General features: G+C 71.4%; 16 protein-coding genes. 3 read left to right on the forward strand and 13 right to left on the reverse strand.

What is annotated here, in order from left to right:
* Positions 1–143 precede the first annotated feature (143 nt).
* Entirely contained in the window at positions 144–1835 is a 1692-nt protein-coding gene (locus Acy02nite_RS01555) for a PstS family phosphate ABC transporter substrate-binding protein (protein ID WP_203737867.1), read from the forward strand.
* Positions 1836–1967: 132 nt separating this feature from the next.
* On the opposite strand, the gene Acy02nite_RS01560 is transcribed toward Acy02nite_RS01555, so the two are convergent.
* The 8 genes from Acy02nite_RS01560 to Acy02nite_RS01595 form a co-directional block, all read right to left on the reverse strand.
* Positions 1968–3230, reverse strand: a complete 1263-nt coding sequence (locus Acy02nite_RS01560; RefSeq protein ID WP_203737869.1) for a cysteine desulfurase-like protein — start codon at positions 3228–3230, stop codon at positions 1968–1970.
* A 13-nt stretch (positions 3231–3243) separates the two neighbouring features.
* Positions 3244–3561, reverse strand: a complete 318-nt coding sequence (locus Acy02nite_RS01565; RefSeq protein WP_203737871.1) for a hypothetical protein — start codon at positions 3559–3561, stop codon at positions 3244–3246.
* A gap of 85 nt (positions 3562–3646) precedes the next feature.
* On the reverse strand, positions 3647–4999 hold the full coding sequence (locus tag Acy02nite_RS01570; RefSeq protein WP_203737873.1) for a hypothetical protein: 1353 nt from the start codon (positions 4997–4999) through the stop codon (positions 3647–3649).
* Complete coding sequence (locus Acy02nite_RS01575) at positions 4926–5930, reverse strand: branched-chain amino acid ABC transporter permease (protein WP_203737875.1); 1005 nt, start codon at positions 5928–5930, stop codon at positions 4926–4928. Before Acy02nite_RS01575 ends, Acy02nite_RS01570 begins: the two co-directional genes overlap by 74 nt.
* Positions 5927–6766: a branched-chain amino acid ABC transporter permease gene (locus tag Acy02nite_RS01580; protein WP_203737877.1), complete on the reverse strand. Its 840-nt coding sequence runs from the start codon at positions 6764–6766 to the stop codon at positions 5927–5929. The genes Acy02nite_RS01575 and Acy02nite_RS01580 overlap by 4 nt, the downstream gene beginning before the upstream one ends.
* Positions 6766–7425, reverse strand: coding sequence for an ABC transporter ATP-binding protein (locus tag Acy02nite_RS01585; protein ID WP_239174053.1), 660 nt, complete (start codon positions 7423–7425; stop codon positions 6766–6768). The genes Acy02nite_RS01580 and Acy02nite_RS01585 overlap by 1 nt, the downstream gene beginning before the upstream one ends.
* Positions 7422–8186, reverse strand: coding sequence for an ABC transporter ATP-binding protein (locus Acy02nite_RS01590; RefSeq protein ID WP_203737879.1), 765 nt, complete (start codon positions 8184–8186; stop codon positions 7422–7424). The genes Acy02nite_RS01585 and Acy02nite_RS01590 overlap by 4 nt, the downstream gene beginning before the upstream one ends.
* Complete coding sequence (locus tag Acy02nite_RS01595; protein WP_203737881.1) at positions 8183–9358, reverse strand: ABC transporter substrate-binding protein; 1176 nt, start codon at positions 9356–9358, stop codon at positions 8183–8185. The genes Acy02nite_RS01590 and Acy02nite_RS01595 overlap by 4 nt, the downstream gene beginning before the upstream one ends.
* Positions 9359–9471: 113 nt before the next feature.
* Here Acy02nite_RS01595 and Acy02nite_RS01600 point away from each other — a divergent pair, with 113 nt between their 5' ends.
* The gene (locus Acy02nite_RS01600; RefSeq protein WP_239174055.1) at positions 9472–10263 is read left to right on the forward strand and encodes a PaaX family transcriptional regulator; all 792 of its coding nucleotides are present in this window, start codon (positions 9472–9474) and stop codon (positions 10261–10263) included.
* A 298-nt stretch (positions 10264–10561) separates the two neighbouring features.
* Here the strand turns inward: Acy02nite_RS01600 and Acy02nite_RS01605 are convergent, their stop codons facing one another.
* The gene (locus Acy02nite_RS01605; protein ID WP_203737890.1) at positions 10562–11812 is read right to left on the reverse strand and encodes a flavin monoamine oxidase family protein; all 1251 of its coding nucleotides are present in this window, start codon (positions 11810–11812) and stop codon (positions 10562–10564) included.
* A gap of 85 nt (positions 11813–11897) precedes the next feature.
* Entirely contained in the window at positions 11898–12479 is a 582-nt protein-coding gene (locus Acy02nite_RS01610; protein ID WP_203737893.1) for a TetR/AcrR family transcriptional regulator, read from the reverse strand.
* Positions 12480–12570: 91 nt separating this feature from the next.
* On the opposite strand from Acy02nite_RS01610, the gene Acy02nite_RS01615 reads away from it, so the two are divergent.
* The gene (locus Acy02nite_RS01615; protein ID WP_425548074.1) at positions 12571–14115 is read left to right on the forward strand and encodes an MDR family MFS transporter; all 1545 of its coding nucleotides are present in this window, start codon (positions 12571–12573) and stop codon (positions 14113–14115) included.
* Here Acy02nite_RS01615 and Acy02nite_RS01620 read toward each other — a convergent pair.
* From Acy02nite_RS01620 to Acy02nite_RS01630, 3 genes are read right to left on the reverse strand one after another with little or no spacing between them, the layout of a single operon-like run.
* Positions 14112–14564, reverse strand: coding sequence for a 2'-5' RNA ligase family protein (locus tag Acy02nite_RS01620; protein WP_203737895.1), 453 nt, complete (start codon positions 14562–14564; stop codon positions 14112–14114). The two genes, Acy02nite_RS01615 and Acy02nite_RS01620, sit on opposite strands and share 4 nt — an antisense overlap.
* A 1-nt stretch (position 14565) precedes the next feature.
* Complete coding sequence (locus tag Acy02nite_RS01625; protein ID WP_203737898.1) at positions 14566–15627, reverse strand: spore photoproduct lyase family protein; 1062 nt, start codon at positions 15625–15627, stop codon at positions 14566–14568.
* Positions 15628–15654: 27 nt separating this feature from the next.
* Positions 15655–18639, reverse strand: a complete 2985-nt coding sequence (locus Acy02nite_RS01630) for a discoidin domain-containing protein (RefSeq protein ID WP_203737899.1) — start codon at positions 18637–18639, stop codon at positions 15655–15657.
* Positions 18640–18662: the final 23 nt, after the last annotated feature.

Below are 18662 nucleotides of genomic sequence, written 5' to 3' on the forward strand. Positions count from 1 at the left end.
CGCCCCCGGGGGAAACACTGTCGCAACTGCTCGTTACCGGCCTCCGAACAGGAGCAGTCGGCCCAGCTCACGGCCTTGGGCGGGCTGGGTGACCGTCACTACCCTGTGCTCAATCGTCGACGGATCGGCCGGGAGGCACGGCAGTGGGTGCGTTTTCCATCCTGACCGAGGTCCTCGCGGAGCGGGCGGGCACCTGGAGCCTGGCCGCCCTCTTCGTGCTGGCCGGCAGCGGAACCCTGGTCACCAACTACCGGATGCGGCGGATGCGCGCCCTGTCCTTCCGGGTCCGCTTCAACTCGCCGCTGGTCTTCGGCTCGAACCTCGCGCACGCCGTCGCCAGCGTGGCCTACAAGACGGACGTCCCCGACGCCGGCGCGACCACGAAGGAGCCCGCCTCCAACGGCGGCAGCGCCCGCAGCTTCAGCTGGAACTGGGGCCGGAGCGCCAGGAATCAGGACACCGCCGTCGCGGAGGAGAGGAATCCCGGCCGAGGGGAGGTGGTGATCAAGGAGCCCGCGCTGGTCGTCGCCCGGCTCAAGAACGTCGGGATGACGGGGATCACCGACAAGGACCCGACGCTGAGCGACGAGGATTTCCTGGAGCTCGATCTCGGGGGCCGCACGGTCATCGACGCCCGATACAGCGAGATGAAGCCACCCTCGCTGGAGACGACGCTGGCCCGATACCCCCTGGAAACCGGGGGGAAGACGCTCACCCTGCCGTTCTGGCACCTCAACCGGGGTGAGGAGTACAAGGTCGTCGTCCTGCTGTCCAACGACGGCGTGGCCAGCCCCCGGGTACAGGCGAAGGGCCGGATCCAGGGCGGCGTCGTGCTCACCGACACCGACACGCTGCGGACCAGGCGCGTCACCTACCTCGGCGCGGCGCTGAGCGCCCTGCTCGCGGGCGCGCTCATCGCCTCCCTGGTCTTCATCAAACCGGCCACGTCGGCTCCCGCCGTGGCCGGTGCGCCGGTCTGCGCGCAGGGACAACTCACCGTCGAGGGCTCCACCGCTTTCGCCGGGCTCGCAGCCCAGCTCGCCCAGCAGTACATGGCCACGTGCCCGAAGGCGCACATCACCGTCCGGGCGACGGGCAGCATCGAGGGGCTCAACTGGCTCAACGACAGCACCCAGCTGGACGAGCAGCGAAACCGGCTCGCCATGGCCGAAGGGCGGTTCCCCGGCTTCGACAAGCTGCAGCCCAGCACCACCGTGGCGGTCGTGCCGTTCAGCGTCGTGGTGAACCCGGGCGTCAAGCTCAAGGGGATCTCGGCGGCCGGCCTGCGGCGGATCTTCCTCGGCCAGGTGACCAACTGGAAGGACGTCGACCCGGAGGCGGGCGACAAGCCGATTCGGGTGGTGGGACGCGACGACCACTCGGGCAGCCGGCGGACCCTGGAGAAGTTCGTGCTCGACGGCAAACGCCAGACCGGGGCCACCAGCGACAACTGTGACGTGCTGCGGGAGAGTCAGGCCGGGCCGACCCCGATCGTGTGCGAGCAGACGTCGACGTCCGACGTGCTGGCGAAGGTGCGCACCCGCGACGGTGCCATCGGGTACGTGAGCACCCCCGAGGCGGTGCCGGACACCAGCGTCAACCAGCTGACCATCGACGACCGGAGCGCCGGGCTCGCGGGCATCAGGAGCGGGTACGCGTTCTGGGCGGTCGAGTATCTGTACAGCTACGGGCCCCTGATCAAGACCGACAAGCTCACCCAGGCGTTCGCCGCCTACCTGACCGGGGCGCAGGCCAACGCGGTCATCGCGGCCCAGCACTACTCGCCGTGCGTGCGGGACGGCAACCCCGAGGATCTGTGCGTGAAGCAGCGGTGAGGCGCCGCGGGACCCGGCTGGTGCTGACGGTCGTCATTCGTGCCTCATGACGACCGTCAGCACCAGCCGACAGGAGCGAGCCGCGCGACGACCGCGACCGGCCACCGAGCCCGCGTCCCCGGGACCGGCTGGTCAGCGCAGGAAGTCGGTGAGTCCGGCGAGGAAGCGGTCGATCTCCTCCACGGTGTTGTAGGGGGCCAGGCCGACCCGGAGCGCGGGGTCGGTCAGCTTCAGCGCCTGGAACGGCTCGTAGGCGTAGAAGGAGCCGGCCGGCGCCAGAACGCCCCGGGCGGCCAGGTGGACCTGGGCCTCCCGGGCGTCGCGGCCCTCCAGCGTCATCAGCGTGGTCGGGGTGCGCTCCGGCGCCGTCGAGTGGACCGTGACCGCGTCACCCAGCTCGCGCAGGCCCTCGTCCAGCCGGGCGCGCAGCGTCAGCTCGTGCTCGTGGACGGCGGCGAACGCGGCGGCGAGGCGGTCCCGGCGGGACGCGGCGGGCTCCGGGGCGATCGCGGGCTCCAGGGCGACCGCGGCCTCCGGGGCCATCGCGGACTTCGGGGCCATCGCAGGCTTCGGGGCGATCGCGGCCAGGAAGTCGACGGCGGCCGTGGCGCCCGCCAGCTGCTCGTAGGGCAGGGTGCCGAACTCGAAGCGCTCCGGCACCGCGTCCGTCGACGGCAGCAGCTTGTCCGGGGTCAGCGTCTCCAGCAGCGCGGGTGACGCGGCCAGGACCCCGCAGTGCGGCCCGAAGAACTTGTACGGCGAGCAGACGAAGAAGTCAGCCCCCAGCGCGTCCACGTCGACGAAGTCGTGGGCCGCGTAGTGCACCCCGTCGACGAAGAGCAGCGCGCCCGCCTCGTGCGCCCGGTCGGCGATCTGCCGCACCGGCGGTTTCGTGCCGAGGACGTTGGAGGCGGCCGTGACCGCGACCAGCCGGGTGCGCCCGCCCGGCCGGTAGGTGTCCAGGTCGAGCGAGGCGCCGTCCAGCTCGATCCAGCGCACCGTGACGCCGGCCCGCGCGGCGGCCTGGACCCACGGCCGCACGTTCGCGTCGTGGTCCAGCCGGCTCACGACGATCTCGTCACCGGGCTGCCACGTCATGGCCAGGTGCCGGGAGAAGTCGTAGGTGAGCTGGGTGGCGCTGCGCCCGTGCACGATCCCGCCCGCCGGCACGCCGAGCAGGTCGGCGTAGGCGGCCCGGAACTCGGCGACGACCCGCTCCGCGTTCCGCTCGGACGGGCTGACAGTGCCCCGGTTGGAGAGCGGCCCGGTCATCGTCGCGGCGATCGCCTCGCCGACCTGCCGCGGCGTCTGCGTGCCGCCCGGGCCGTCGAAGAACGCCGGACCGTGGTCGAGCGAGGGGAAGTGGGACCGCAGAGCCGCGACGTCGAGAACCATGGGGAACAGTCTGCTATGCGGCGCGCGCGTCGGCCCATTCGTGGTCGACCCCGGTGGGCCGCTGGTGTCCGCAGGCGATCACGGCGCCCGTCTCGTCGGTGACCGTGGCGTGGCAGTCGCCGTACTCGATCCAGACGGCGACGTGCTCGATGCCGGCCGCGCGGTCGGCCACGTCGGCCCAGAAGTCGACGGTGAACGGCGCCTCCTCGCCGTCGTAGTCGTCCTGGACCCGGAACTTCTCGCCGGGTCGGAGCCAGCGGTCCTCGCCGAGCGGCTCGAGCCACATCACGAGCCACCCGGTGCCACTGTTTCTGATGTCCATCGTTGCCACGGCCGTACTGTAGGGCCAGATTGTTGCAGGTGAACACCCTCGACCCGGGATGTCAGCGGTGGTTCGCCGGTCCGCCCGGGCCCGTTCATTCGATCCACAGTCGACGATGGCTGACCAACGGCCCAGGCCGGAAGGCGATAAACGCCGGTGAATCCCCGAGGTTCAGGGCCACGGCGGCCCGCTGAAGATTCTGCGGGGTCGCGGTCCCGTCCCAGCGCCCGGTGACCGCTCTGTGCTCCGCTGCCTGGATTGCCGCGATCTGCTCGGAGGGGGTGAACGCGCAATGGCCGCGCCGCGCCACGTAGGACTGGCGCAGCAGGCCGGTCCGGGCCTGCTGCGCGTACCGGTTCTCGAACTCGACCGGCGCGAGCTGGTCGTAGAGGGTGTGCATGGTCAGCATCGGCACGTCGAGACGCCCGGTCAGCGTTGAGCTTCGGGTCAGGTCGGCGACCGCGGCCCGGTCGGCGCGGATCGAGGCGTGCCGGGTCAGGTCCGCGAGGTCGGCGCGCGGGTCCAGGCCCGCGGCGCGATAGAGATCCAGCACCGTTTCCCGGTACGGCGATCGCGCCAGCAGTGCCGCGTAGTCCACGCCGGCGTTCCACGACGCGTTGCCACCGGCGCTGAGCTCGATGAAGTGGCGGGCCGGCATGATGAACGGCGCTGCGGCGGTGAACCACTCGAACTGCGCCCGGGCGATCCCCTCCGCGTCGGTCGGCGGCGTGGCCTGCGTCGCCGACCAGGTCGGCATGTTCAGCAGGGCGGTGCCGAGCGCGACCCGGGCACGGCCGGCAGCGGTGCCCCGGGCCGTGGTGGCCAGCGACACGAGCCGGGTGGCGGCCGCCGCGCCGTCGGCCGGGGAGGCGTAACCGACCAGCGGGATGTCCTCGCCCGGAGCGAGCAGGCGGGCCAGGGCGTACTCCCCGTCGAGCTGGTAGTTGTTCAGGTCGATGCCCCCGCCGAGCAGGCCGCACGTGGAGACGACGGCGTCCAGGCCGCCCCGGGCGTTCTCCGCCTCCTGGGCGCTGACCAGGCCGCCCATCGAGGTTCCGTAGGCGATGGTGAGCCGTGCGCGCCCCACGATCCGCTCGACGGCGGCGAGCGCGGCGAACTGGTCGCGGGCGGCGCTCTCCAGGGCCCACAGTGACTCGTCAGGGTCGTAGGAGGAGCCGACGAGCCCGTACCCGCGGTCCAGCAGGGCCTGCTTCGTGGCCTCGTCGGGCGCGTCGGCGGCGGTCAGCGTCCCGAAGCCGTGACTGAAAAGGATCAGGGTGCCGTGCCAGTCGGCGGGAAGGTCGGCGATCCAGGTGGCGCCGTCGGCGAGCGTGCCGGTGTAGTGGGTGGCCTGGGCCGCCGGCGCGGGCGTGTCAGCGGCCCGCGCCGGGACGGGCCCGAGCAGGAGCAGGATCGACAGGGGCAGGGCGGCCAGGAGACGTTTCACGGCGGAACCTCCGGCTGAGCGTGGGGACGACACCCCGGGGGACGAAGAGGACGATCACGATCAGGAGCACGGCGTAGACCGCGTACGAGAGGACGCCCGGCGCGTAACCGGGCATGCCGGGCTGCGTGGCGAGGCTGGTCAGCGCCTGGACGAGCAGGGTGATCAGGGTGGCGCCGAGGATCGCCCCGGCGATGCTGCCGAGGCCGCCGACGACGGCCATCACGACGTACTCGATGGAGAGCAGGACCGGGAAGGAGCCCGGCGCGAGATAGCCGACGAAGAAGGCGTAGATGCCGCCGGCGAGGCCGGCGAAGGCCGCTGAGACGGCGAAGACCAGCAGCCGGTACGCGCCCACCGGCACCCCGCTGGCCTCGGCCGCGACCGGCGCGGTGGCCAGCGCGCGCAACCCCCGGCCGGCGCGCGAGCGAACCAGGGACGACGCGACGACAGCGGTCAGCACGACGCCGAGCAGCACGAGGTAGGCGTAGTGCAGGTCCTCGTTCAGCTCGAAGCCGAACACCGACAGGTAGGGCAGCCCCTGCAGGCCGATGGCGCCGCCGGCCCAGTCCGCGTCGCCGAGCACCGACAGCAGGATGAGCTGCAGGGCGAGCGTCGCGAACGCCAGCTGATGCCCGCGCAGCCGCAGGATCGGCACGCCGACCACGACCGCGGCCAGGGCTGCCGCCACCGGCGCCACGACCAGGCCGAGCAGCGGCGGGACGTCGTGGACGGCGAGGAGCCCGGCGGTGTAGGCGCCGATCGCGGTGAACGACGCCTGCCCCAGCGACACCTGCCCGGCATAGCCCATCAGCAGCGACAACCCGACGACCGCCATGGCCGAGAGCCCGAGCAGGACGTAGACGGTGAGCTGCCCCGGCCCGAGGAACACCGGCACGACCGCGGCGGCCAGGACGAACGGGATCCACCTCATGCCGTCTCCGCCCGGGTCGAGCCGGCCCGCACGATCAGCACGGCCAGCATCAGGACCAGCGCCACCTCGGTCTGGTAGGACGTGCTGCCGTAGCCACCGACCAGCGCCTGGACGACACCGAGCAAGAGCCCGCCGGCGAGCGTGAGACCGGGCCGGGTCAGGTTGCCGAGGATCGCCGCGGAGAAGCCGTTCACCACGAGCGCCACGTCGCTGTCGAACGTGACCTGCTGCACCGGGGTGATCAGGACGCCGGCGAGGCCGCCCAGCGCGCCGCCGACCACGAACGCGAGCAGCCCCATGCGCCGTACGTCGATCCCGACGGCCCGGGCCGCGTAGGGATCCTCGGCGGTCGCGGTGAGCGCGCGGCCCAGATCGGTGCGGGCGAACAGCAGCGCGGTCGCGGCCAGGACCACGGCGGTGACGGCGGCGATCAGCAGGTAGTGGCTCTGGACGCCGGCGACGGTGCCGGGCAGCCCCGGGAACGACCGCGGCTGATCACCCCAGAAGAGGATCTCGACGGCGTACGCGAACACGCCGAGCCCGAGCGTGACGATGAGCGCCGACTGCGGGGTCGTGCCCGGCCGGCCCGTCGCGACCAGCCCGGTGAGCAGCCCGATCGCCGCCGCGAGCAGCACGGCCGACACCTCGGCGAGGCCGTGCGGGAGGCCGGCCGCGAGCAGCGTCGTGACCGTCAGGGCGGCCAGCACCGCGAAGCTGCCCTGGGCGAAGTTGACCACCCGGGTGACCCGGTAGATGACGACCAGGCCGCTGCCGAGCAGCGCGTACGCGCAGCCGACCCCGATGCCGGTGATCAGGTACTGGACGAGGGCGGCCATCACGCCTCCAGGCCCAGGTAGGCGGCGGCGACCTCGGGGCTGCTGGCGAGCTGCGCGGACGGGCCCTCGGCGACGACGCGTCCGGCCTCGAGCACGTACGCGCGGGCGCAGAGCTCCAGGGCCAGCCGGGCGTTCTGCTCGATCAGCAGCACGGCGAGGCCGTCCACGGTGTTGCGTTCCCGCAGGTGGGCGGCGAGATCGTCGACGATCTTCGGGGCCAGGCCGAGTGACATCTCGTCGATGACCAGCAGGCTCGGGCGGGCCATCAGCGCGCGGCCGAGCGCGACCATCTGCTGCTCCCCGCCGGAGAGCCGGCCGGCCGGGCGATCGCGCAGCTTCACCAGCCCCGGCAGCAGCCCGTAGATGTGCGACGTGTCCCGCCGGCGGCGGCGCCACGCCCCGAGCCGCAGATTGTCGTCGACGCTCAGCGACGGGAACAGATGCCTGCCCTCCGGGACAAGAGCGAGATCTCCCCGTACGGCGATGGTGCCGCTCGCCGGGCGCAGCAGTCCGCACAGCGCGTTGACCAGGGTGGACTTCCCCGCGCCGTTCGGTCCGATCAACGCCACCATCTCGCCGTCCGCGACGTGCAGGCTCACGCCGTCGAGCGCGGTCGCGGCCGCGTAGCGCACGGTCAGGTCACTGACGCCGGCGATCACGCGTGGCCGCCCAGGTACGCCGCGATCACCGCGGGATCCGACCGGATCTGCTGGTACGTGCCGGTTGCGAGCACCGCGCCCAGGTCGAGAACGGTGACCCGGTCGGCGAGCCGGGCCACGAACGCGACGTCGTGCTCCACCAGCAGGATCGACATCCCCTCGCCGCGCAGGTCCTCGATCAGCGCGGCGAGCGCGGTCCGCTCCGGCCCACGCAGCCCGGACGCCGGCTCGTCCAGCAGCAGCAACCTCGGCCGCCCGCACAGCGCACGGGCCACCTGCAGCGCGCGCTGCCGGCCCAGCGGCAGGGACTCGGCGCTCTGATCGGCCAGCTCGTGCAGCGCCACGCGGCGCAGGGCGTGCGCCGCCGCCGTACGGATGACCTGCTCGTCGCGTCGGTGACGCGGCAGGCGCAGGACCGCCGACAGCGGCCCGGCGGAGGTGACCGCGTGCGCGCCGACCATGGCGTTCTCGGCGACCGTCATGCCGTGGAAGACCGGGGCGTCCTGGAACGCGATGGCGATGCCCCGCCGCGCCCGGCGGTGCGGTGCGAGGTGGTCGATGCGCCGGCCGGCGTACGTGATCGTGCCTGCCGTGGCCGCCAGCTGGCCACCGATCAGCTTGAACAGGGTGGACTTGCCGGCGCCGTTCGGGCCGATCACCGCGTGCGTCTCGCCCTCGCGCACGTCGAGTCCGACGTCGCGCAGGGCGTGGATCCCACCGAACCGGCGGGTGAGGCCCCGGACCTCGAGCAGCGCGGTCACGCCGGCAACTTCTGCTTGGCCCAGTCCGTGGCGACGAACTGCCCGCCCTTCACCACGTTGATCGAGATGTAGTCGGCGGTCAGCCCGGCGTGGTCGGTGGCGGTGTAGGCGTATCTGCCGTTCGGGGTGACCAGCGTCAGGCCCTCGAACCCGGCGCGGATCTTCGCGGGGTCGGCGCTGTTCGCCTTCGTCACGGCGGCGGCCAGCAGCTTCACGCCGGTGTAGCCGTCCGCGGCGAACTGGGGCGGCGGATAGCCGTGCGCCGCCTGGAACGGCTTGGACAGCTCCTCGATCGCGGTCTTCTGCGGCCCGGCCGGCAGCGCGTCACCGACGACAGCGATCGAACTGGCGACGAAGACGCCCTCAGCAGCGGGGCCGGCGGGTTTGAGCCACAACGAGCTGGCCTGCGAGCCGGTGAACATCAGCGGCAGGCCGACGCCGGCGGTCGCGTACTGCTTGGCGAAGGCGACCGCGGGCGCGCCGGTCGACCAGACGGTCAGCGCCTGCGCGCCGGACGCCTTGACGTGGTTGAGGACGGCACTGAACTCGGTGGTGGTCGTCTGGAACTCCTCGTCGGCGACCAGCGTGACGCCGTACTGCGAAGCCTTGCTCTTCATGCCGCTGGTGCCGGCGTTGGCATAGGAGCTGCGGGAGTCGTGCGCGACGGCGATCTTGGTGTAGCCCTGCGCCTGGTAGTACTGCAGGATCCGGTCGGCGTAGGTCGCGGAGGTCGCGGGGACCACGAAGACGTCCGGGTGGATCGGGTTGACCTGCTCGTCCGCCGGGGTCAGCGACACGTAGGGGATCTTGGCGCGGTCGACCTGCGGGATCGTCGCGAGCGCGGAGTTGGAGAACGGCGAGCCGATCACCGCGGCCACGTCGCTGCCCTTGAGCTCGTTGAAGCTGAGCACCGACTGCTCGGGCTGGCTCTTGTCGTCGCGCACGAGCAGCTCGATCTGCCGGCCGAGCAGTCCGCCGGCGCTGTTGATCTGCTGGACGGCGAGCTCGACGGCCTTCTTGTCCTCGCTGCCGAGCGGGGCGTAGTTGCCGGTCAGGGAGAGGATCGCGCCGATCTTGAGCGATCCGCCGTCGTTGCCGTCCTTGCCGCCGTCGCCGCAGGCTGCGGTGGTCACGAGGAGGAGCGCGGCGAGGGATGACAGGAGGAGTTTCATGTCGCCCGCTTTCTGTATTGATCACGGCCGATTTCGTTTGTATGACCGCCAAGTTAGGCGTGAATGTGACGCTGGTCAATAAACTGCCCACCATCTTCGGTACTGTGCGACTCGTGCGCTCAACGTCGCTCATGCTCACGTTCCTCGGAGACCACCTGCTCGATCGCGGCGTGTGCGTCTCCTCCGGCAGCGTCATCGACGTCCTGCGCCGCACCGGGATCTCCGAGGAGGCCACCCGCTCGACGCTGACCCGGCTCACCGCGCGCGGGCTGCTGCGCCGGCAACGGCACGGGCGGCGGATGTACTTCGGGCTGACCGACCGGTCCACCCGGATCCTGCGCGACGGATCGGTCCGGCTCTGGAAGACCGGCGCGGTCAACCACGACTGGGACGGGACGTGGACCCTGCTCGCCTTCTCGCTCCCCGCCGAGCGCCGCCGCGAACGCCACGACCTGCGCGCCCAGCTCGCGTGGGCCGGCTTCGGGCCGGTGCAGGGCGGCCTCTGGATCGCGCCGGGCCAGCCCGACGTCACCGCCGTGCTGGCCGAACTCGACCTCGGGTCACACCTGCGGATCTTCCACGCCCGGGCCGACCCGGCCACCGACATCGGCGAGATGATCTCCCACGCGTACGACCTCCCGGCGCTCGCCGCGCGCTACACCGACTTCCGGTCGCGGTGGGCGTCCCCGGCGTTCCCCGGCGATCCGCTCGCCGCGAAGCTGCACCTGGTCACCGACTGGCTCCAGATCATCCGCCAGGACCCCCGCCTGCCCATCCCGCACCTGCCCCCGGACTGGCCGGCCGCCGCCGCCCAGGAGCTCTTCTTCGACCTCAACAGCCGCCTCGCCGAACCCGCCGCCGAGATCGCCGCCCCCCTCCTCGACACCGTCCCCGCCACCGCCTGACGATGCTGCCGGAGACCGGCCGGCGCTCAGGGGTGCTTCCAGGGCTTGAGGCACCCCTGAGCACCAGCTGGCCAGCGGTGGGCGCGCGGCGAGGCTGGGGCGGGATCGGCTCGCGTGGCGACAGCCCGGCCGGAGCTCGCTGGGCGGGCCGGCGCCGGGACTCGGCCGCGGCCCGGCGCCAGGGGCAGGGAAGGTGCGGTTGTGAGAGCTGCTGGCCCGTACTGCGGCAAAGGTGCGGGAAGCGGGAAGCCTCGCCGGCGGCAGCGTGCCTGGTTGGGGGGAAGGTGACCGAAAATGGTCATCGTGGTGCCGGGACGGCGTTTCTGAAGATCTCGGTGGCGCGGGCGGCGATCTGCTCGTCGGTGCCGGTCCAGAGTGTGTCCAGCCAGTCGCCGGCGAAGAGGCCGACCAGCGTAGGGGTGCCGTCGGCGGCGGTCGCGTCGAGCCACTCGCTGATGCAGGTGTCCGCCGGGCCGTGGACGCGGTAGTAGCCGTGCTCGGGCCAGAACCTCTCGGCGAAGCGGAGCACGACCTTCTCGACCCGGCCCGCGCCGAGGCGGGACAGGGCGGCGCGATGCGGCTCGGGCAGCGGCGGGTCGAACGCGATCGCGCCGGCCGCCAGGACCGGGACCGGAGCCGTGACGATGACGGCGTCGGCTCTCTTCGACGACTCCCCCAGCACCGGATCGTCCTTGATCACCAGGATGCCGTCGTCGGCGACCAGGATCCGGTCGACCCTCCGGTCGAGCCGGATGCGCAAGCCCTTCGCGAGATGCTCGGTGAGCAGCCGGTAGCCGCCGGCGATCCAGCGGTCGCCCTCGCCGACTCCCGGCTCGAAGCCGTGCCGCGCGCTCAGCCAGGACAGCGGCGCGCCGGTGTCCATGACGATCTCGGCGTCGACGAACCGGTGGATCTCGGCCGCCGACCAGGGTGCGGGCTCGCGCAGCCAGTCGTCCAGGACGTCCGCGATGCTCGCGTCCGGGGCCGCCGCGGCGAGCCGTTTCCGCACGTCGTCCTCGATTCCGCCGGGGAACCGCTCGCCGGTGAGGACCATCGGATCGGTGAAGTCGGTGACGACCGTGCGCAGGCCGAACCGCTCGGCGAGCCGGGCCAGGACGTTCTCGTCGTACTGCTGGAGCCAGTTGGCGCCCAGGTCGAAAGCGCCACCGGCGACCTCGACGCCGGCGGTGCGGCCACCGATCCGGTCCCGGGCCTCCCAGATCTCGACCTCGAGCCAGTGATCGTCGAGCAGGCGCGCCGCCCCGAGCCCGGCCATCCCGGCGCCGACCACCACGATCTCGGTGTGGCCCCGCTCGATCGCCCAGGCCGCGGCGGCCCGCCCCTGCTCGAAGGCGCCGTGGGTCATCCCGGCCCGGGTCGGGTGGGTGGCCTCCCCCGCGATCCGCAGCCGGTCGTGCACCGGCATGCCCAGGGCGATCCGGTCCTGCGGGGAGCCGTGCCGGCCGATCAGGCTCCACGAGCCGCGCGCCCACGGGTCCTCGCCCCAGTGCGAGACCGCGGACCCGAGCAGCGTGACCTTGATCGACATGGGCGGAGGTTACCAACGCGGTCACCCGGTCGCGCCAGGGGTTTTGACGCGGTCGCGCGCTCATGCCGTACGCGCGAATCGGGTTTTATGGGTTCTTGGTGTTGATCAGGGTGTGGGCGATGTCGCGGGCGACGGTGGTGATCGCGGTCTCGGAGGCGTCGAGGCCGCGGGCGGCCATCAGCACGATGTTGACGCTGAGCAGGGCGGACCGGACCCGCAGCGTCTCCTCGATCGGGGCGTCCGGGCCGGTCAGGATGTCGAACAGCTCGGTCAGCTTGCCGAACATGCTCTCCCGTTCGCCCTTGCCGGGGTGCAGCTCGCGGACCACGTGCTGGTTGGCCATGGCGAACTTCATGGCGGCCATGCCGCTGCCGACGCTCAGGTCGATCATGCGGTCGACGGCCCGGGCGCGCAGCTCGGGACTCGGCGGCTGCTCGCGGGCCCAGGTGACCAGCTCGTCGAGGGCGTCCAGGTGCGCCTGGAAGATCGACAGGACGATGCTTTCCTTGCTGCTGTAGTGGTAGTACAGCGCGGCCTTGGTGATGCCCAGGCGCTCGGCGATCTCCCGCAGCGACGTGGCCTCGTAACCGCGCTCGGTGAACAGCTCGATGGCCACCCTGCGGATCTCGGCTTTCGTGTCGGCGCCTCGCCGCTGTCCTGCCGCCATCGCTGCACACACCCTTTCTCGTTTGCCAACTTACCGTGCGGCAAGTAGGCTACTGACCGGCCGGTAAGTAAGACTACCGAAGGAAGTCGCCGTGACCCAACCCGTCCGCTTCACCCATCGCGAGATCATGGTGACCATGAGCGGTCTCGTGATCGCCATGCTGCTCGCCATGCTCGACAACATGATCGTGGCGCCCGCGCTTCCCACGATCGTCGGCGACCTGCACGGCCTGAACCATCTGGCCTGGGTGACGACCGGCTACGTGCTCGCCTCCACCGTCGCCACCCCGATCTGGGGCAAACTCGGCGACCTGCTCGGCCGGCGGGTCACCTTCCTCAGCGCCATCGCGATCTTCCTGGTCGGCTCGGCGCTCTGCGGCATGTCGCAGAACATGGGCGAGCTGATCGCGTTCCGCGCCGTGCAGGGCCTCGGCGCCGGCGGCCTGATGGTCGGCGTCATGTCGGTGCTGGCCGACATCGTCCCGCCGCGCGAGCGCGGGAAGTACCAGGGCGTGATGATGGCCGTCATGCCGGTCGCGATGATCGGCGGCCCGCTGGTCGGCGGCTTCATCACCGACAACCTGAACTGGCGCTGGGCGTTCTACGTCAACCTGCCGCTGGGTGTCGTCGCGCTCGCCGTCTGCTGGTTCGTCCTCGCGAAACTGCCCCGCGGCGCCGGCAAGGCCCGCATCGACTGGCTCGGCGCCGGCCTGCTCAGCCTCTGGATCACCGCGCTCGTGCTGATCACCACGTGGGGCGGCAACGAGTATGCCTGGGGGTCCCCGCAGATCCTCGGCCTGCTCGCGCTGACCGTCGCCGCCTTCGCCGCGTTCGTCGTGGTCGAGCGCCGCTCCGCCGAGCCGATCATGCCGCTCTCGGTCTTCGCCAACCGCAACTTCGCCCTGGCCGGCGCGCTGAGCCTGATCGTCGGCTTCGCCATGTTCGGCGGCATCACGCTGCTGCCGCAGTTCCAGCAGTACGTGCAGGGTGCCTCGGCCACCAACAGCGGGCTGCTGCTCATGCCGATGATGATCTCCGCGATGGTGGTCTCCCTGGCCGGCGGTCAGCTGATCACCCGCACCGGGCGCTACCGGGCGCTGCCGATCGCCGGGACCGTGCTGATGACCGCCGGCCTGGCACTGTTCGCCACCATGGACACCGGCACGTCACGGTTCACCACCGGGCTGTTCATGGCCGTGCTCGGCGCCGGCATGGGCTGCCTGATGCAGACCACGATGCTGATCGCGCAGAACAGCTCGCCGGTCACCACGATCGGCGCCGCCACCGGCGCGGCCACGTTCCTGCGCAACATGGGCGGGTCGCTCGGCGTGTCGCTGCTCAGCACGATCTACACCAACCACCTGCTCGACTCGCTCGCCGGGACCACCGGCGGCGCGGCGACCAGCGCCGGGTCGGCGGCCGGGATGACCCCGGCGATGCTGCGGGCGCTGCCCGAGCCGGTGCGGCAGGCGTTCGCGGCGGCGGTCACGAGCGGGATCGGAGCGGCGTTCATGTGGGGCGCGATCGCGGCCGCGGCCGGCGTCGTCGTGGCGCTGTTCATCAAGCACGTGCCGCTGCGCGGGTTCGCCGACGCGCCGAAGCCGGAGGTGGCGGCGGCCGAGCTGCAGACCGCCTAGCTCAGCTCCCGCACCTCGCGAGTGAGGGTGTCGTAGGTTCTCGCCGCGACGAAATGCCCGCAATCCGGACCGGCCGGGATCGCGGGCATCGTCGTTCCCGGGAATCGCAGGGCCAGGCTGACGTGCGGGGTCCACTCCTGCGGCGGCGGCCACGCGTCCGGCAGCGCCGACCAGATCCGCCGGTGCAGCTCGCGCAGCTCCGGCGTCGGGGTCACCTCCCGGACCAGCGCCCGCCCGAGCCGCGTCACCGGCCCCAGCTCGGCCGCCAATGGCAAGGTCAGCGGCGGCAGCCCGGCCAGCGACGACGCTCGGACCAAGGTCAGGTGCGGGCGGTTGGTCGGGTGCGGATGACGCGCCAGGCTCGGCAGTCCGCATTCTTCGAGAAAGGACCATTGCCGGCGTACGGCGCCGTCCAGCTCCTGATCGAGGAGCAGCTCGACGGTGTGCACCTCAGAACGCGTAGCGCACGTGGAGATACGGGGTCCGCGTGACGATCAGGTCGAGCAGCGCGGCGACGTGACGGCCCTTCTCCCCCGTGCGGTATCTGACGTTCCACGAGCCGTTCTGCGAGCGTTTCGGCTGCTGGAGATCGGGACGCCAGATCAGCTCCTCGGCTTTGGGATGCCAGCCGAGATTGACCTCGTGCAGCTCCCGGTTGTGGGTCAGGAAGATGACCTCGGCGGCCAGCTGCGCCCTGGCGGCCGGGCCGATCCCGGCGTCGAGCTGATCGAGCAGCTCCGCCCAGTCGTCGAGCCAGCCGTCGCGCACCACGACCGGGCTGAAGTTGACGTGCACCTCGTAGCCCGCCTCGACGAAGTCGTCGATCGCCGCGATCCGCTCCGCGATCGGGGAGGTGCGGATGTCGAGAACCTTGGCGTCGCGCTGCGGCATCAGGGAGAAGCGGATCCGGGTACGCCCCTGGGGGTCCCAGTCCAGCAGGTCACGGTTCACGTGCTTGGTCGCGAACGACGCCTTCGCGGTCGGCAGCCACCGGAACAGGTCCACCAGGTCGTGGACGTTGTCGCTGATCCGGGCGTCGGCGCTGCAGTCGGAGTTCTCACCGATGTCGTACACCCAGGCGGCCGGATCGCACTCGTTCGGCGCCGGCTTCGTCCCCTGCCGGTGGACGTGCCCCGACACGTACGCGCAAATCTTGTCGATGTTGGCGAAGACCGTGATCGGGTTGCTGTAGCCCTTGTGGCGCGGCACGTAACAGTAGGCGCACGCCATCGCGCATCCGTTCGCGGTGGACGGGGCGATGAAGTCCGCGGAACGCCCGTTCGGCCGCGCGGTCAGCGTCTTCTTGACGCCGAGCACCAGCGCCTCGCGTTTGATCCGCACCCAGCGGTTGACGTTCGTCTCGTCGCCGTAGAGTTCCGGGATCCGATGGTGACTCTCCACCTCGACGAGCTCCGCCGCCGGGAAGCGCGCGAGGATCTCTTTCCCTCGCGGCATCCCGGCGGCGGCCGGCTCGACGTAGATGCGGCGGATGTCCAGCAGGTCAGCTGTCATGGCTTGTCCAGGATATCCGCCTTTCCTCTACGACCGGTACACGCCGAACTCGTACAACGAGTAGCCGTAGGAGGTCGCTCTCGCGGTGTTGTTCACCCGGACATAACGCCCGGAACCGGTGATCGACAGCGTGTCGAACCCGCCGTCGCCCGTGGTCGTCGCGTAGACGTCGGTCCACGTGACGCCGTCGTTCGAGGTCTGGATCCGGTACGACGTGGCGTACGCCGCCTCCCAGGCCAGCGCCACCCTGTCGAACGACTGGACCGAGCCCAGATCGACCTGCAGCCAGGACGTGTCGACCCACTCGCTGGCCCAGCGGGTGCCGTAGTCGCCGTCGACCGCGTACGACGGCAGCTGCGGCCCGTTCGTGCCGGTCGGCTGGTAGGTGGAGGCGGTGACGGTCCCGCCGCGGGCCAGGTTCGTGCCGGCGACGACCGGCGGGACCACCCGGAACGAGCGCTGCTCGATGCCGACGTTGCCCTGGCCGTCGTAGGCGTAGACGTAGACCTTCCAGACGCCGAGGGACTCCGGCGCCCGTACCGTGAATTGGCCGTCAGCGGTCTGGGTGTAGGTCAGGTACCGCAGGCCCTTGTTGCCGTTGATGTGCTTGTCACTGGCCATCAGGTTGTAGCGGATCGGGTCGCCCTGCGGGTCGGACGTGGTCGTCCGCACCGTGAACGTCCCGCCGGCCGGCACCGCGGTGGCGTTGCCGACGGTCATCGCGGAGATCTCCGGCGCGGTGTTCGGCACCGGCTGCCCGGTGTACGCCTCCCGCAGCGCCGCGTAGCCGAGCCGCCGCCAGCCGCCGGTCGTGGTGTTCAGCCACACCCCGCCGAAGTCGTTCTCCAAGCCGTAGTGGAACTCGGTCGCGCCGAGCGCCACGCCCGCATGCCCCTTGATCGCATTCCAGCTGTACGTGTAACCGGCCCGCTTCTGCAGGTCGGACGGCTCGGTGGGCACCCCGTTGACGTCGTTGGGCACCTCCCACTCGCCGGCCGGGCCGCCCTCGGTGAGGATGTACGGCTTGGTGTACCCGCCGGCGATCCAGTCCCGCTTGACGGTGTCGATCGCGCCGTACGAGTTGACGGCCAGCAGATCGAGCGCCGGCGAGTACTGCTTGTAGTACGTCCAGGCGTACGTGTAAGCGTCCGTCGAGGTCACCGGATGGTTCGGATCCGCCGCGTGGATCGCCACGGCCAGCTCGTCGACGAACTTCGCGTAGCCGACGCGCCGTGCCTCGACCTCGGCCGCCGACAGTCCGTAGTTCTGCATCTCCAGGATCACCTCGTTGCCGACATCCCAGAGCAGCACGCCCTGCCGGCCCTTGAGCTGGTTCACCCAGTTCAGCACGTCCGCCTTGGCCGAGGTCTTGTACGCGGTGTCGTTCACGTAGTCCGCGCCGTGGTTCAGCCACAACCCGACGATCACCCTGATGCCAAAGCGGGCCGCCGTGTCGAGCAGGAGCGGGGTGCTCGCGTCCGGCCCCCAGATCCGGATCGTGTTCACGCCCATGTTCTTCAGGTCGCGCAGGTACCCGTCCGCGGCGGCCTGCGAAGGGCCGTACGTAACCCCCTTCACCTGCCACGGCGTGCCGTTGACGGTCAGCGTCCAGTTGCCCTGCGTACCGGTGACCTTGACGACGCTCGGCCCGGCCGGGATCGCCGGGTCGGTCATAGCGGCCGGCGCCGTGCCGGCCTGCCGGGACACGGTCACCGAGTCGACGCTGAGCACGCCGCCGCTCGTCGTGTCCGCGGCCGGGGTGGTCACGCCGGCCACCGCGTTCGGCAGCGAGCCGCCGATCGCCAGGTCCAGCCGCAGGTAGAAGCCGTGGTGCACGGCGGCGTTCCACGCGGTCACCCCGACCTGCGACTCCCGCACCACCCAGGTCTGCTTGCCGTCGAGGTAGAAACGGATCTCCTCGTCGGTCCTGGTCCGGTCGATGACCTGCGAGTACTCGTGGTAGCCGGTCTGGCAGCCGACGCAGGACGCGAAACCGGAGGACCGGCCGGTGTACTCGGCGCACGGGCCGTCCGGGGCGGTGCCGCAGTGCAGCGTCTGTGCCAGCTGGTCACGGCCGTTGAGGCCGGTCATGATGTCGGTCTCGCCGACCTGCGGCCAGTTCGTGTAGTTCCCGCGGTACGCGGCGCCGGTCGCGCGGAAGCCGGGCCAGTACCCGAGGCCGTTCGCGACGTCGGGCTGCTTGAGGACCGCGCTGAACTTCAGCAGCTCACCCGGCTGCGGGGTGAAGTCGGTGCGCTGGGTCTCCAGGCGGCCCGACGTCCACTTGCCGCTGCCGTCACGGATCGCCTTGATACTCAGCTTGCCGGCGCCGTCCAGGGCGACGTTCGCCGTGGACGCGCTGGCGGTCTCGACCGAGCCGGTGCCCCAGTTGGCGGCGCCGCCCGGGTACTGGGTGCCGGTGCGGGTGAGCCAGTTCGCCGCGGACGGGGAGGTTCCGGCCGTACCGTCGAAACTCTCCTGCCAGACGGTGGTGAAGGCCGGGTCCTGGGCCGGCGGGGTGATGCCGTAGACCTTGAACTCGTAGAGCGAGTAGCCGTAGCCACTGCTCCGGGTCGTGCCGTAGAGCCGGACGTACCGCCCGGTGCCGCTCACGGTCAGGTTCTCCGTGCCGCCGGCGCCGGTCGTGGTCGCGTAGGCATCGGTCCAGCTCACCCCGTCGGGACTGGTCTGGATCCGGTACGCCTTCCCGTACGCCCCCTCCCACTGCAGCGTGACCTTGCTGATCGTGGCGGTGGCGCCGAGGTCGACGCTGATCCACTGCGGGTCGGCGAACGCGCTGGACCAGCGGGTGCCGGCGTTGCCGTCGAAGGCGTTGGCCGGGCCGACGTCACCACCCTCCTGCGAGGAGGCGGTGGCCGGTCTGCCCTGGGAGAGCAGGGTGTCGGCGGCACGGGCCGCCGTGGGGACGGCGACCGCGGCTAGACCGAGCAGCAGCGTGAGGACTGCCGCGACGACAGGTCTGCGCCGAGCGGGCGCGGGTGGCTGACTCATGATCACACCCCAACGGGGACGAT

Origin of the sequence: Actinoplanes cyaneus, assembly GCF_016862095.1 — a bacterium.
Classification (GTDB): Bacteria; Actinomycetota; Actinomycetes; order Mycobacteriales; family Micromonosporaceae; genus Actinoplanes; species Actinoplanes cyaneus.